Origin of the sequence: Phaeacidiphilus oryzae TH49, from assembly GCF_000744815.1 — a bacterium.
In the GTDB taxonomy this organism is placed as follows: Bacteria; Actinomycetota; Actinomycetes; order Streptomycetales; family Streptomycetaceae; genus Phaeacidiphilus; species Phaeacidiphilus oryzae.
Window position 1 is genome coordinate 2,211,418 of sequence record NZ_JQMQ01000005.1, and the last position, 14,531, is coordinate 2,225,948.

The following is a 14,531-nucleotide window of genomic DNA, read 5'->3' on the forward strand; positions in this document are numbered from 1 at the left end:
CGGGCCCCGTCAGGCCTTCCGCTCGCGCAGCCAGTGCTGCATCACGGCCATCAGGTGGTCGGTGTCCACCGGCTTGGTGACGTGGTCCGAGGCGCCGGCGTCCAGGCTCTTCTCCTTGTCGCCCTTCATCGCCTTGGCGGTGAGGGCGATGATCGGCAGCCCGGCGAACTGCGGCATCCGCCGGATCGCCTCCGTCGTCGCGTAGCCGTCCATCTCCGGCATCATGATGTCCATCAGCACGACGGCCACGTCCTCGTGCTGCTCCAGCACCTCGATGCCCTCCCGGCCGTTCTCCGCGTAGAGGACGGTCAGGCCGAACGTCTCCAGCACGCTGGTCAGCGCGAAGACGTTGCGGATGTCGTCGTCGACGATGAGCACCTTCTCGCCGTCGAACCGGCCTTGGAAGACCCCGGACGAGTCGTCCGAGCCGAGCGGCGCGGCGGCCGGCGTCGCATAGTCGCTGAGGCTGCGGCCGCGGCCTCCGCTGCCCTGGCCGGGCAGCGAGATGGCCGGTCCGCGGGTGCGCCGCCGCTCGGCGGCCGCGGCCCGCACCTCCTCCGCCCAGGCCTCGGCCGGGGAGTTGTCCCCGGTCGCCGGCTCGCGCTCGGAGCCCGACGCCCCGTCGGCCGACGCGGCGGCGCCGTCCTCCGGCGGGCCTGCGTCCGCCTCTCCCTCCGAGCCCTCCGAGCCCTCCGAGCCCTCCGCGGCAGGCGCGGTGGCGGCCTCCTGGCCCCCGCCGCTTCCGTTCCCGGCGGGCAGCGCCGGGGCGGCGGCCCCGCTGCCCAGCGCCGGCGGGACGCCGGCACCGGCACCGGCCGGCGCGGACGGCCCGGCCGCCTGGTCCGAGGAGAACGCGGACGGCGACTCGGAGAAGTACGCCCCCACGCCGGCCCCGGTCACCCCGGGCAGCCCGGTGCCGCCGGCCATCCCGAGGGACAGCGGGTCGTCCGAGACCGGGCGCGGGTGGTCGTCCCGCAGCGGCAGGTAGAGGGTGAAGGTGGAGCCGCGGCCCAGCTCGCTCTCCGCGTGGATCTCGCCGCCCAGCAGCCGGGCGATCTCCCGGCTGATCGAGAGGCCGAGGCCGGTTCCGCCGTACTTCCGGCTGGTGGTGCCGTCGGCCTGCTTGAAGGCCTCGAAGATCTCCCGCAGCTTGTTGCCGGGGATGCCGATCCCGGTGTCCGTCACCGAGAAGGCGATCAACCGCTCGCCGTCAGCGCCCGTGTCGGTGCTGTCGCCGATCAGGCCGGCCTCCCGCAGCTGCTCCCTGATCTGCGGCGGCACGTTCTCGCCTGCCGGCCGGATGAGGAGTTCGACGGCTCCCGAGTCGGTGAACTTCACCGCGTTGGACAGCAGGTTGCGCAGCACCTGCTGGAGCCGCTGCTCGTCGGTGTTGAGGGTGACCGGCAGCTCGGGCGAGACCCGGACCGCGAAGTCGAGGCCCTTGTCCGCGGTGAGCGGCCGGAAGGTCGCCTCGACGTAGTCGACCAGCTGGACCAGCGCGATCTTGGTCGGCCGGAAGTCCATCTTCCCGGCCTCGACCTTGCTGAGGTCCAGGATGTCGTTGATCAGCTGCAGGAGGTCGGAGCCGGCGCCGTGGATGGTCTCGGCGAACTCGACCTGCTTGGGCGAGAGGTTGCCCTCGGCGTTGTCGCTGAGCAGCTTGGCCAGGATGAGCAGCGAGTTGAGCGGGGTGCGCAGCTCGTGCGACATGTTGGCCAGGAACTCGCTCTTGTACCGGGTGGAGAGGGCGAGCTGCTCGGCGCGCTCCTCCAGCACCTGGCGGGCCTGCTCGATCTCGGAGTTCTTGAGCTGGATGTCCTGGTTCTGCTGGGCGAGCAGCGCCGCCTTCTCCTCCAGCTCCTCGTTGGAGTGCTGGAGCTCGTCCTGCCGGGCCTCCAACTCGGCGGACCGCATGGAGAGTTCGGCGGTCAGCCGCTGGGACTCCAGCAGCAGGCCCTCGGTCCTGGTGTTCACCGCGATGGTGTTGACGGTGACGCCGATCTGCTCGGTGATCTGGTTGAGGAAGTCCAGGCTGATCTTGGTGAAGGGGTTGAACGAGGCGAGCTCGATCACCCCCAGCAGCCGGCCCTCGAAGAGGATCGGCATCACGATCACGTTGACCGGCGCGGCCTCGCCAAGCCCGGACGCGATCTTCAGGTATCCGGGCGGCGCGTCCCGCAGCAGGATCTGCCGCTTCTCCACGGCGGCCTGCCCGACCAGGGACTCGCCGGGCCGGAAGGTGGTCGGCATGGCCCGCCGCTGGTAGCCGTAGGAGCCGATCAGCCGGAGGACGACGTCCTCGCCGTCGTCCCCGCCGCCGTCCGGCACCAACTCCGAGGCCCGGTTGGCGGGTTGGGCGAGGAAGAAGGCGCCGTGCTGGGCCGAGACCACCGGGGTGAGCTCGCTCATGATCAGCGCGGCGACCGCCTCCAGGTCCCGGCGGCCCTGCATCAGACCGGAGATCCGGGCCAGGTTGGTCTTCAGCCAGTCCTGCTCCTGGTTGGTCCGGGTGGTCTCGCGCAGGTTGGCGATCATCTGGTTGATGTTCTCCTTGAGCTCGTCGAGCTCTCCGGAGGCCTCAACGTCGATGCGGAGGCTCAGGTCGCCGCGGGTCACCGCGGTGGCGACCTGGGCGATCGCGCGCACCTGCCGGGTGAGGTTCCCGGCCAGTTCGTTCACGGACTCGGTGAGGTCCTGCCAGGTGCCGGCGACGCCGGGGACCCGGGCCTGGCCGCCGAGGCGCCCGTCGGTGCCCACCTCGCGGGCGACCCGGGTGACCTCGTCGGCGAACGCGGACAGCTGGTCCACCATCGTGTTGACGGTGGTCTTGAGCTCCAGGATCTCGCCGCGGGCGTCCACGTCGATCTTCTTGGACAGGTCGCCCTTGGCCACCGCGGTCGTCACCTGGGCGATGTTCCGCACCTGGTTGGTGAGGTTGTTCGCCATCTGGTTGACGTTCTCGGTGAGGTCCTTCCAGATGCCGCCGACCCCGGCGACCCTGGCCTGGCCGCCCAGCGTCCCGTCGGTGCCCACCTCGCGGGCCACCCGGGTCACCTCGTCCGCCCAGGCGGAGAGCTGGTCGACCATCGTGTTGAGGGTGTCGGCGAGCGCCGCCACCTCGCCCTTGGCCTCGATGGTGATCTTCTTGGAGAGGTCGCCGTTGGCGACCGCCGTGGAGACCGCGGCGATGTTCCGCACCTGGTTGGTGAGGTTGTTCGCCATCAGGTTGACGTTCTCGGTGAGGTCCTTCCAGGTGCCGGAGACGCCCTTCACCCGGGCCTGGCCGCCCAGGATGCCGTCGGTGCCGACCTCGCGGGCCACCCGGGTCACCTCGTCGGCGAAGACCGAGAGCTGGTCGACCATGGTGTTGAGGGTGTTCTTCAGCTCCAGGATCTCGCCCCGGGCGTCCACGTCGATCTTCTGCGACAGGTCGCCGTTGGCGACCGCCGTGGTCACCTGGGCGATGTTCCGGACCTGCGAGGTCAGGTTGTTGGCCATGGTGTTGACCGACTCGGTGAGGTCCTTCCAGGTGCCGGCCACGCCGGGGACCTGGGCCTGACCGCCGAGGATGCCGTCGGTGCCCACCTCGATGGCCACCCTGGTCACCTCGTCCGCGAACGAGGAGAGCTGGTCCACCATCGTGTTGAGGGTGTCCTTCAGCTCCAGGATCTCGCCCCGGGCGTCCACCTGGATCTTCTGCGACAGGTCGCCGCGCGCCACCGCCGTCGCCACCTGGGCGATGTTCCGCACCTGGTCGGTCAGGTTGCCGGCCATCGAGTTGACGTTGTCGGTGAGGTCCTTCCAGACCCCGGCCACGCCCGGCACGGCGGCCTGGCCGCCCAGCATGCCGTCGGTGCCCACCTCGCGGGCCACCCTGGTCACCTGGTCGGCGAAGGCGGAGAGCTGGTCGACCATCGTGTTGACGGTGTTCTTCAGCTCCAGGATCTCGCCCCGGGCGTCCACGTCGATCTTCTGCGACAGGTCGCCGTTGGCGACCGCGGTGGTCACCTGGGCGATGTTGCGGACCTGGTCGGTCAGGTTGGCGGCCATGAAGTTCACCGAGTCGGTGAGGTCCCGCCAGACGCCGGCGACGCCGGAGACCTGGGCCTGTCCGCCGAGGCGCCCCTCGGTGCCCACGTCCCGGGCCACCCCGGTGACCTGGTCGGCGAAGTCGGAGAGCTGGCCGACCATCCGGTTCACGGTGTTCTTGAGTTCCAGCATCTCGCCGGCCACGTCCACCGTGACCTGCTGCGACAGGTCGCCGTTGGCGACCGCGGTGGTGACCCGGGCGATGTCACGGACCTGTCCGGTCAGGTCCGCGAAGGCGGTGTTCACCGCGTCCGTCAGGTCCTTCCAGGTGCCGGCGACGCCGGGTACCTGCGCCTGGCCGCCGAGGCGGCCCTCCACCCCGATCTCCCTCGCCACCCTGGTGACCTCGTCGCCGAAGCCGCTCAGCGAGTCGACCATGGTGTTCACGGTGTTCTTGAGTTCCAGCATCTCGCCGGCCACGTCCACCGTGACCTGCTGCGACAGGTCGCCGTTGGCGACCGCGGTGGTGACCATGGCGATGTCACGGACCTGAGCGGTGAGGTCCCGGAAGGCCGTGTTGACGGAGTCCGTCAGGTCCTTCCAGACGCCTGCCGCGCCCGGCACCCGGGCCTGGCCGCCGAGGCGGCCCTCGGCGCCGATCTCGGTCGCCACCCGGGTGACCTCGCCGGCGAAGACCCGCAGGGTCTCGGTCATCCCGTCCACGGTGGTGGCCAGCCGGGCCACCTCGCCGCGGGCGTTCACGGTGATCTTCTGGGACAGGTCGCCGTTGGCGACCGCGGTGGTGACGTGGGCGATGTCACGGACCTGGTCGGTCAGGTTGCTGGCCATCAGGTTCACCGAGTCGGTGAGGTCCTTCCAGGTGCCGGCCACCCCCGGGACCGTCGCCTGGCCGCCCAGGATCCCGTCGGTGCCCACCTCGCGGGCCACCCGGGTCACCTCGGAGGCGAACGAGGAGAGCTGGTCGACCATGGTGTTGACGGTGTTCTTCAGCTCCGCCATCTCGCCGGAGACGTGCACCGTCACCTTGCGGGAGAGGTCGCCGTTGGCGACCGCGGTGGTGACGTGGGCGATGTCACGGACCTGGTCGGTCAGCCGGCTGGCCATCATGTTGACGGACTCGGTCAGGTCCTTCCAGGAACCCGACATGTTCCGCACCCGGGCCTGGCCGCCGAGCTTGCCCTCGGTGCCGACCTCGATGGCCACCCGGGTCACCTCGTCGGTGAACTCGGAGAGCGAGTCCACCAGGCCGTTCACGGTCCGGCCGATCCGCAGGTATTCGCCGCGCAGCGGGTGGTTCTCGCCGTCCGCGCCGACCGCCCGCAGCTCCATCCGCTGCTCCAGGTCGCCCTCCGCGACCGAGCCGAGCACCCGGCCGACCTCGGCCATCGGCCTGGCCAGGTCGTCGATCAGGGCGTTGCAGTTCTCCACTCCGGAGGCCCAGGCGCCCTCGCCGGCGCCGATGTCCATCCGCTCGGAGAGCCGGCCCTCCCGGCCGACCACCCGGCGGACCCGGGCGAGCTCCCCGGAGAGGTGCTGGTTGCGCTCGGCGACCTCGTTGAAGACCGCGGCGATCTCGGCCAGGGTGCTGTCGCCGGGGACCGTGAGCCGTCGGCGGAAGTTGCCGTCCCGCATGGCGGTCAGCGCCGAGAGGAGCTTCTTCAGGTCGGCGGCGCTGGCGCCCTTGGGCGCGGCGGAGGAGCGCCCGGACCTGGCGGCCGCGGCCACCTTGCCCCGGCCGTTCTGACCTGCCCTGGACGGCTTCTTCCTGTCTGCCGTTTCCGCGGTTGCCGTCGTGCTTCCCGAAACCACCGGGGTTCCCTCCCGCGTCGTGGACCGTGCCGCGTCATCACCAGGCAGCGCCCGGTCCGTGCTTCTCACACCTGTCACCATGTCGCGGAGTCCCCAGTCTTCCAGCTAGCTCCGTGCGAGCCTAAGGGTCGGGCGGGTTGAGTGGCCGCTCAGACGGGGTATCGCCATGTCGTCCACACCCGAGCGTCACCGCCTTCCAACGTACCGACCTCCCGACCCGCCACTCGCGTACCGCCAGAGGGAAACAACCGACACCGCACCACACGACCACCTCGGTGGAAAGTAACCTGGCGCCCGTACGGCATCGCCACGGCGGTCATCCGGCCTTGGTGATGCCCGTCACCGCGCCCCGCCATGCACCCTGGAGAGCACCCCGGAGGGTCCGCCTCCACAGGGTGGCCCGGCGGAGCCGGTGAAGACGGTCTGAATTCGGTGTGAAATCGCACACCGTCCGGGAGCAGAGAGCAGAGGAAGAGGAGGGGAACCGCACGTGGTCACCGCGCGGGCAGCCGCCACCTTCGAGCCGGTGGGCCGGTCTGTCGCCGCCGCTCGCGGCTTCGTCCGGGACACCCTTCAGGGCTGGGGGTTCTCCGACGTCGTCGACGACGCCGTGGTGCTGGCCAGCGAACTCGTCACCAACGCGGTGGTGCACGCCGGCACCAACGCGGAGGTGACCTGCCTGCGGTACCCCGACGCGGTCCGGATCGAGGTGGCCGACCGGTATCCGGAGCGCGAGCTTCCGATGATGGCGGTGGGCGGCCCGCCGGTCCCGCAGGCGGCCGGCGCCGCGGCCGGGGCGGGCATGGAGGCCCTCCACGCCGGCGGCCCGGGCCCGACGGCCGGCGGTGCCCCTGGCATCGGCGGCTTCGCCGGGATCGCCGAGGAGGCGCACCCGGCCGCATACCTCCCCGCGGACCGCGAGGGCGGCCGCGGGCTGCTGCTCTGCGCCGCCCTGGCCGAGAAGTGGGGGGTGGAGTACACCCCGACGCACAAGCGGGTCTGGTTCCACCTCGGGCTGCCGCTGCGGGTGGCCGGCACCCGGCTGGCCGGGCCGGTCGTGCCGGACTCCGAGCTCCCGGCGGGCGCCGAGGGCCCGGTGCTGGTCGCGGTGGTGCAGGCGGACGCGGACGGCGTGGTCCGGCGCTGGAACGCGGACGCCGAGAGCCTCTTCGCCACCGAGGCGGACAAGGCGCTCGGCCACCCCTTCGCCGACTTCGCCGCCTGGCCGCAGACGCCGGGCACCGGCCTCGGCCTGGCGGAGGCGCTGCGGCTGTCCCGCTGGGAGGGCAACTACGGGATGCGCTGCGGCGACGGCCGGGTCATCCCGGTCTACGGCACGCATCTGCGTGTACGGGACGCCTCCGGCATCCCCACCACCGTCTGCCTGCTGGTCCGCGAGGCCGAGCGGGCCGTGCTGCAGTCGCCGATGCGCCCGCCGGGCGGCGTCGAGGGGGTCCCGGCGCAGCGCGGGGACTCCCAGGGCCGGCGCGGCCCCACCGACCACTTCGACCAGTTCCTCGGCTCCCCCGCCCCGGACGACCTGGACGGGCTGCTGCAGCGCACGGTCGAGCGCGCCCGGGACATGCTCGACGGCGACGCCGCCTACCTGCTGCTGGCCACCGACGACGAGACCGAGCTCGAGGTGCGGGCCAGCGCCGGGCTGCCCTCCGGCCGCCAGCGCTTCGCCCGGGTGCCGGTGGACGCCGGCCTCGGCCGCTACAGCTCGGCCCGGATGCCGTCCGTCCACGACGACCTGACCGCCCAGCCGGCCGCCGTGCCGCTGCTGGCCGGGACCGGGATGCGCTCGGTGGTGACCGTCCCGCTCAAGGTGGAGGGCCGGCTGACCGGCTCGCTCGGGGTGGCCGCGCAGTCCCCCGGCCGGTACACCAACGACGACGCGCTGCGGCTGCAGTTCGCCGCCGACCGGATCGCGCTGGCGGTGGAGTCGGCCCGGCTGACCGAGCTGGAGAAGCTCCGCCGCGGCTCGCTCTCCTACCTGGTGGAGGCCTCCGACCTGCTGGCCGGCACCCTCGACCGGGACCAGACGCTGGCCCTGATGGCGCAGATGACCGTGCCCACCCTGGCCGGCTGGTGCGCCGTCTACACGATGCCCTCGGGCGCCGATTCGGCCGGCCCGCCGGAGCTGGCCTTCGTCCTCCACGAGGACGAGGACCGGATCGACGGGCTGCGGGCGCTGCTGGAGGCCATCCCGGCGCCCGAACCGGTGCCCACGCCCGGCGCGCGCACCTGGAAGGAGCCCGCGGAGGCGGCGCACGCGACCGCACTGCGCGCCTCCCTGCGCTCCCTCGGCCTCGGCGAGAGCGCCCAGCCGGCCGGCGGCCCCGGCACCGCGCTGGCCACCGCGGCCGCGGTCGGGGGCGAGGCGGTGGTCCTCCCGCTGGTCGCCCGCAACCGGGTGATCGGCATGCTCACCCTCGGCAAGGCGGCGGACGAGAAGTTCCGCCGGGAGATCCTGGAGCTGGCCGAGGACCTCTCCCGCCGGGCCGCGCTTGCCCTGGACAACGCCCGGCTCTACTCCGAGCGCACCGCCATCAGCCGCTCCCTCCAGCGCTCGCTGCTGCCCCCGGAGCTGCCCAGCATCCCGGGCCTCGAGTTCGAGGTGGTCTACCAGGCGGCGGGCGAGGGCAACGAGGTCGGCGGCGACTTCTACGACGTCTTCCCGATCCGCGAGGGCACCTACGGCTTCGCCATCGGCGACGTCTGCGGCACCGGACCGGAGGCCGCCGCGGTGACCGGTCTGGCCCGGCACTCGCTGCGGCTGCTGGCCCGCGAGGGCCTCTCCGGCCCGGAGGTCCTGCAGCGGCTCAACTCGGCCATCCTGGACGAGGGTTCGCGCTCCCGCTTCCTCACCCTGCTCTACGGGGAGCTCACCCCGCGCGAGGACGGCTCGGTGCAGCTGCGCACGGTCTGCGCCGGCCACCCGCTGCCGCTGCGCCTCCGCCCGAGCGGCGAGGTCGCCCCGTACGCCGAGCCGCAGCCGCTGCTCGGCGTGCTGGACGACCTCGAACTCTCGGAGGAGGTGCGCGAGTTGGCCCCTGGCGACGTACTGCTCTGCGTCACCGACGGGGTCACCGAGCGGCGCGAGGGGGCGCGGATGCTGGGCGACGACGGTCTGGCCGAGGTGCTGGCGCAGTGCACCGGGCTCACCGCGGGGGCGGTCGCGGCCCGCGTGCAGCGCGCGGTGGAGCGCTTCGCGCCGGAGCCGCCCTCGGACGACATGGCGATCCTCAGCCTGCGGGTGCCGGAGACGCAGGGGTGAGCGGAAGGGGCCCGGCGAGGGGCCCGGCGCCTTGTTAGACGAAGTGTCAGCAAATCTCGGCGAACCCCTTGCCGAGAGTTTTACCGCTCAGTAAGTTCAGCCTCGTCAGGATGCCTCGACGAGGAGGCGGCAATGCTCCCCAGCCCGAACGACCACACCGATACGGACAACCTCCAACTCCAGCCCAGGGACGTCCGGTTCGACTGGTCCGACCTGCCCATCCACTGGGTCCCCGGCGAGCCGCAGGTCACCCACTCGCTCAACGTGCTGCACATCCTGCTGCCGGAGGGCGAGCGCTGGTTCTGCCGGACCTTCACCGAGGCGCTGCCGCTGATCAGCGACGAGCGGGTGCGCGAGCGGGTGCTCGGCTTCATCGGCCAGGAGGCCATGCACGCCAAGCTCCACCAGGAGGTCCAGGACCTGCTGCGGGAGCGCGGTCTTGACGCCGGCGCGTACGTCCGGCAGGCCGAGTACCTCTTCCGCCGGGTGCTCAGCCCCCGCGAGGGGCTCACCCCGCAGCAGCGCAAGGAGGAGATCCTGGAGGCGGTCGCGCTGATCGCGGCCATCGAGCACGTCACCGCCTTCCTCGGCGACTGGATCCTCAACACCCCTCAGCTGGACCGGGCCGGCGCCCACCCCGCCATGCTCGACCTGCTGCGCTGGCACGGCGCCGAGGAGGTCGAGCACCGCAGCGTCGCCTTCGACCTCCTCAAGCACCTCGACCCGGGCCGGGCCCGCCAGCTGCGGGCGGCCGTGCTGGCCGGACCGATCGTGCTCTGGCTGCTGATCCGCGGCACCCGCTGCCTGATGGCGGTGGACCCCGCGCTGCGCGGCGGTCCGGCGGGCCGGGCCAGCTGGCGGGCGTACCAGCGGGCGGCCAGGCGCGGGCTGCTGCCCGGCATGGGGCATTTCGTCAAGTCCTACCTGCGGTACGCCAAGCCGGGCTACCACCCCACCCAGGAGGGCTCCACCGAGCAGGCCGTCGCGTACCTCGCGAGCTCGCCCGCCGCCCGCGCGGCCGACGCGCTGGCCGCTCCGGCCGTCCCGGCCGACCCGGCCGCCCCCGCCGAGCAGCACTGACCCGGACGCCGACGTACGCCCGCTGACCGCCCACCGACGGAGCCGCGATGCCCAGCAACCCACCGGTGCCCGCAGAGCGCCCCGGCAACATCTTCCACCCCGAGCGCCCGGACCGGCTGATGAGCGCGCTCACCCTCCTCAACGACGCGCTGGTCCCCCGGCTCACCCTGCCCGGGCTGCGGCGCAGCCGGCGGCTGCCGGACCCGCGCCCGGCCCCGCCGCTCCGGCTCGCGGTCCGTGAGCGGCGCCAGGTCGCCGAGGACGCGGTGGAGCTGACCCTGGCCCGGCCCGCGGGCGCCGGCGGGCCGCTGCCGTCCTGGCAGCCCGGCTGCCATCTGGACGTCACCCTGCCCTCCGGCCGGGTCCGGCAGTACTCGCTCTGCGGGGACCCCGACGACCGCGGCTGCTACCGGATCGCCGTCCGCCGCCTCGACGGCGGCCGCGGCGGCTCCCTGGAGGTCCACCAGGAGCTGGCGCCCGGGCGGGAGTTGACGGTCTCCGGGCCGCGCAACGCCTTCCCCTTCGCCGCCGAGCCGGCCGTCCTCCTGCTCGCCGGCGGGATCGGCATCACCCCCGTGCTGCCGATGGCCAGGGAGGCCGCCCGGCGCGGACTCGACTGGCGCCTGGTGCACACCGGCCGCTCCCGGGACAGCCTGCCGTTCCGCGCGGAACTGGAGGAGCTCTCGGGGGACTCCGGGCGGGTCCGCTTCCACACCTACGACACCGACGGCTTCCCGGACGCCGCAGAACTGCTCGCGCAAGCCCCGCGCCCGGACGCCGCCGTCTACTGCTGCGGCCCCACCGAGCTGCTGGACGACGTCCGGCTGGCGCTCCCCGGCACCCGGCTGCGCGCGCTCCACGCCGAGCGCTTCTCCCCCGCCCCGGTGGTCGGCGGGAAGCCGTTCCGGCTCCGCCTCGGCGACGGCACCGAGGTGGCGGTCCCCGCCGACCGGACCGCCCTGGACGCCCTGCTGGAGGCCCGCCCGCAGGCGCCGTTCTCCTGCCGCCAGGGCTTCTGCGGCACCTGCCGGGTCACCGTCCGGCAGGGCACCCCCGAGCACCGCGACCACCGCCTCACCGACCAGGAGCGGGCCGACGGATCCATGCTGATCTGCGTCTCCCGCGCCCCCGAGGGCCACACCCTGGAGATCGACGCATGACCGCGACCGCGCCCGCGAGCGCAACCGAGAGCGCCGCCCGCCCCCTCCCGCCCTTCCCGTGGACCGACCGCGACCTCGACCGCTTCCGCGAGGTCCAGCAGCTCGCCTACCGCTGCGCCGAGGGCGTGGCCGCCTGGATCGGACCGGGCGTGACGGAGCGTCAGACCGCCGCCGAGCTGCGCCGCCGGCTGATCGCCGAGGGCGTGCGGGACTTCTTCCACATCCCCTTCGCCTGGTTCGGCGAGCGCACCGCCTTCCGCCGGTTCCGCACCCCGCTGCAGTTCTTCCCCACCGACCGCAGGCTCTCCGAGGGCATGCCGTACGTGCTGGACTGCGCGCCGATCGTGGACGGCTACACCGCGGACATCGGCTACGGCGGCCGGATCGGCGGCACCGGCGCCAACCCGGTCTGGGACAAGCTCACCGAGGACCTGGCCGGCTACCGCGAGCTGATCCTCGCCGAGGTCCGCGCCGGCCGGCCGCTGGCCGACGTCTACCGGGCCGTCGACGAGCGGATCATCCGGGACGGCTACGAGAACCGCCACCAGGTCTACCCGGGCCGGGTCATCGGCCACCAGGTCACCCGGCTGCACAGCCGGCTCCCCAGCGGGGTCAACCTCTTCGGCTTCGGCGTCCGCACCCTCCAGACCCTGGGGCGGGAACTGGTCGGCGAGCGGATCCAGGGCCGCTCCCCGCTGTGGGCCGACGGCCGCGCCTCCCGGCACCCCGCCACCCCCGGCCTGTGGGCGGTGGAGCCGCATATCGCCTTCCGCGACACCGGCACCAAGTTCGAGGAACTCCTCGTCGTCACCGGCGACCCGGCGAACCCGGCCTACTGGCTGGACGACGACCTGCCCCACGTCCGCCGCTGGACGGCCGGCCCGAGCGGCCAGGCGGCGGCGACCAGCGCCGCCCCCGCCACCCCGTCCAGCCAGTAGTGGTTCGCCGTCACCACGACCACCAGCACGGTCAGCGCCACATGCAGCAGCGCCAGCCATCGCCAGCGCGACCGCGAGACGGACAGCACGCAGGCGGCCACCAGCACACACCAGGCCACATGCACCGAGGGCATGGCGGCCAGCCCGTCGGCGGTCACCCCGGCCGCGCCCGCCCCGGCGTAGACGGACTGGCCGTACGCCAGCCCGGTGTCCACCATCCCCGTCCCGCTCACCAGCCGGGGCGGGGCCACCGGTAGCAGCTGCACCAGCAGGGACGCCCCCGTGACGGTCACCAGCAGCGCGCGGACGCGCGGATACGCCGACCGATGCCGCAGGAACACCCAGAGGAGGAAACCGATCATCACCCCGAAGTGCATGACCGCGTAGTAGTAGTTGGCCCCCTGGATCAGCCAGTGCTGCGGCAGCAGCGCGCTCTGCAGCCACGCCTCGCTGGGCAGCCGCAGCGCCCGCTCGGCGCCCCAGATCGCCTGCCCGCGCGCGACCGCGTCGTCCCCCTGCCCCAGCGACCACTGCCCCGCGAACTCCCAGAGCGCGAAGAGCAGCAGCATCAGCCCGGCCTCCCGCAGCAGCGCCCCGAGCCCACGCGCCCCGGGCGCAGCGCCGCGGGCGCGAGCAAGGGGCGCGGGGAACTGCGCGACCGGCCCGCTACGGCGCCGCACCCGGGAACGGCCACCGGGTTGCAGCTCAGGCTCCGTGGCCGAGTACGGCAGGTCACGGGCTGAGCGCGCCGTTCCCCGCGCCCCCTGAGTTGCTGCGCAACTCACGCGCCGCGCAGCGGCAGAGCCCAGCACGAACGCGGCCGCCCCCGCGCCCGCAGCCACCTGCCAGGACAGCATCAGATTCCGCATGCCGGCGGCACCCCCCACTCCACCGGCACACAGTAAGACCGCCTACCCCCCGATGACGACCCTCCGAACCCCCTCCCACCGCGTGGGGTCCGTCACCCGCCGCCCGTCCACCAGCACCTGAAGCCCGCTCAGATCCGCCGCCCCCAGCGTCCGGTACTCCGCGTGGTCCGCCTGCACGATCGCCGCGACCACCTCCCGCTCCCCGTCCCAGGCCGGAAGCCCCAGCTCCGCCAGCTCCTCCGCACCGTACAGCGGGTCACTGACATACGGCCGCGCCCCGCGCTCCCGCAGCGCATCCACCACGCCGAACACCCCGGAGAACGCGGTCTCCTTGACCCCGCCCCGGTAGGCCGCGCCCAGCACCAGCACGTCCACCCCGTCGAGCTCCCCGAAAGCGCCTTCCAGCAGCCCGACCGCGTACGCCGGCATCTCCCGGTTGGCGGTCCGCGCCGCCCGCACCACCGTCGCGTCCGGGTCGTTCCACAGGTACATCTGCGGGTAGATCGGGATGCAGTGCCCGCCGACCGCGATCCCGGGCTGGTGGATGTGGCTGAACGGCTGCGAGTTGCAGGCCTCGATCACCTTGAGGACGTCGACGCCCATCCGGTCCGCGTACCGCGCGAACTGGTTCGCAAGACCGATGTTGACATCCCGGTAGGTGGTCTCGGCGAGCTTCGCCAGCTCGGAGGCCTCCGCGGAGCCGAGGTTCCACACCCCGTTCTCCCGCGCCAGGTCGCCCCGCCGGTCGAAGTCGAGCACCGCCTCGTAGAACTCGACCCCGCGCCGGCCGGAGGCGGCGTCGATCCCGCCCACCAGCTTCGGGTAGCGGCGCAGGTCGGCGAAGACCCGCCCGGTGAAGACCCGCTCGGGGCTGAAGACCAGCGAGAAGTCGGTGCCGGCCCGCAGCCCGCTGCCCTCCTCCAGCATCGGCGCCCAGCGCTCCCGGGTGGTGCCGACCGGCAGCGTGGTCTCGTAGGAGACCAGCGTCCCCGGTCGCAGACCGGCCGCGATCTCCTTGGTGGCGGAGTCCATCCACCCGAAGTCGGGCACCCCGTCCTCGTCCACGAAGAGCGGCACGACCACCACGACGGCCTCCGACCTGGCCACCGCCTCCCGGGTGGCGGTGGTCGCGGTCAGCCGGCCGGCCAGGACGTTCTCCTTGAGCCTGACGTCCAGGTCGGTCTCGCCGGGGAACGGCTCGACCCCCTCGTTCACCGCCCGCACGACCCGCTCGTCCACGTCCGCACCGATCACCTGGTGCCCCTTGGACGCGAACTGCACGGCCAGCGGCAGGCCGATCTTCCCGAGCGCCACCACACAGATCCGCATGTTGCCCTGTTCCTCC

The 14,531-nt window shown here is 73.1% G+C and carries 7 protein-coding genes; 4 read left to right on the forward strand and 3 right to left on the reverse strand.

Annotated elements, in window-relative coordinates:
- Window positions 1–9 precede the first annotated feature (9 nt).
- A complete protein-coding gene (locus BS73_RS13860; protein WP_265736887.1) occupies window positions 10–5,682 on the reverse strand; it encodes a HAMP domain-containing protein in 5,673 nt (1,890 codons plus the stop codon).
- Window positions 5,683–6,349: 667 nt separating this feature from the next.
- Between BS73_RS13860 and BS73_RS13865 the strand changes: the two genes are divergently transcribed.
- The 4 genes from BS73_RS13865 to BS73_RS13880 all read left to right on the forward strand — a co-directional run bounded on the left by BS73_RS13865 (window position 6,350) and on the right by BS73_RS13880 (window position 12,317).
- A complete protein-coding gene (locus BS73_RS13865) occupies window positions 6,350–9,139 on the forward strand; it encodes a SpoIIE family protein phosphatase (protein WP_037572240.1) in 2,790 nt (929 codons plus the stop codon).
- Between the two features lie 132 nt (window positions 9,140–9,271).
- The gene (locus tag BS73_RS13870; protein WP_051939917.1) at window positions 9,272–10,219 is read left to right on the forward strand and encodes a metal-dependent hydrolase; all 948 of its coding nucleotides are present in this window, start codon (window positions 9,272–9,274) and stop codon (window positions 10,217–10,219) included.
- A 47-nt stretch (window positions 10,220–10,266) separates the two neighbouring features.
- Window positions 10,267–11,379 carry a PDR/VanB family oxidoreductase gene (locus BS73_RS13875; RefSeq protein WP_037572243.1) on the forward strand — a complete coding sequence of 371 codons (1,113 nt, stop codon included), beginning with the start codon at window positions 10,267–10,269 and terminating at the stop codon, window positions 11,377–11,379.
- Entirely contained in the window at window positions 11,376–12,317 is a 942-nt protein-coding gene (locus tag BS73_RS13880; RefSeq protein WP_051939918.1) for a M24 family metallopeptidase, read from the forward strand. The genes BS73_RS13875 and BS73_RS13880 overlap by 4 nt, the downstream gene beginning before the upstream one ends.
- Here BS73_RS13880 and BS73_RS36165 read toward each other — a convergent pair.
- Both BS73_RS36165 and BS73_RS13885 read right to left on the reverse strand, forming a co-directional pair.
- A complete protein-coding gene (locus BS73_RS36165) occupies window positions 12,212–12,886 on the reverse strand; it encodes a phosphatase PAP2 family protein (protein ID WP_161789667.1) in 675 nt (224 codons plus the stop codon). The genes BS73_RS13880 and BS73_RS36165 overlap by 106 nt on opposite strands.
- 342 nt (window positions 12,887–13,228) lie before the next feature.
- Window positions 13,229–14,515 (reverse strand): nucleotide sugar dehydrogenase, encoded by a 1,287-nt coding sequence (locus BS73_RS13885; RefSeq protein WP_037572246.1) that lies wholly within the window; start codon window positions 14,513–14,515, stop codon window positions 13,229–13,231.
- Between the last annotated feature and the right edge of the window lie 16 nt (window positions 14,516–14,531).

Bases quoted from the DNA above. Each gene is read 5' to 3' on its own strand.
- BS73_RS13875 (WP_037572243.1), top strand. From the start codon at position 10,267: ATGCCCAGCAACCCACCGGTGCCCGCAGAGCGCCCCGGCAACATCTTC.
- BS73_RS13885 (WP_037572246.1), bottom strand. From the start codon at position 14,515: ATGCGGATCTGTGTGGTGGCGCTCGGGAAGATCGGCCTGCCGCTGGCC.
- BS73_RS36165 (WP_161789667.1), bottom strand. From the start codon at position 12,886: ATGCTGCTGCTCTTCGCGCTCTGGGAGTTCGCGGGGCAGTGGTCGCTG.
- BS73_RS13860 (WP_265736887.1), bottom strand. From the start codon at position 5,682: ATGCGGGACGGCAACTTCCGCCGACGGCTCACGGTCCCCGGCGACAGC.
- BS73_RS13880 (WP_051939918.1), top strand. From the start codon at position 11,376: ATGACCGCGACCGCGCCCGCGAGCGCAACCGAGAGCGCCGCCCGCCCC.
- BS73_RS13870 (WP_051939917.1), top strand. From the start codon at position 9,272: ATGCTCCCCAGCCCGAACGACCACACCGATACGGACAACCTCCAACTC.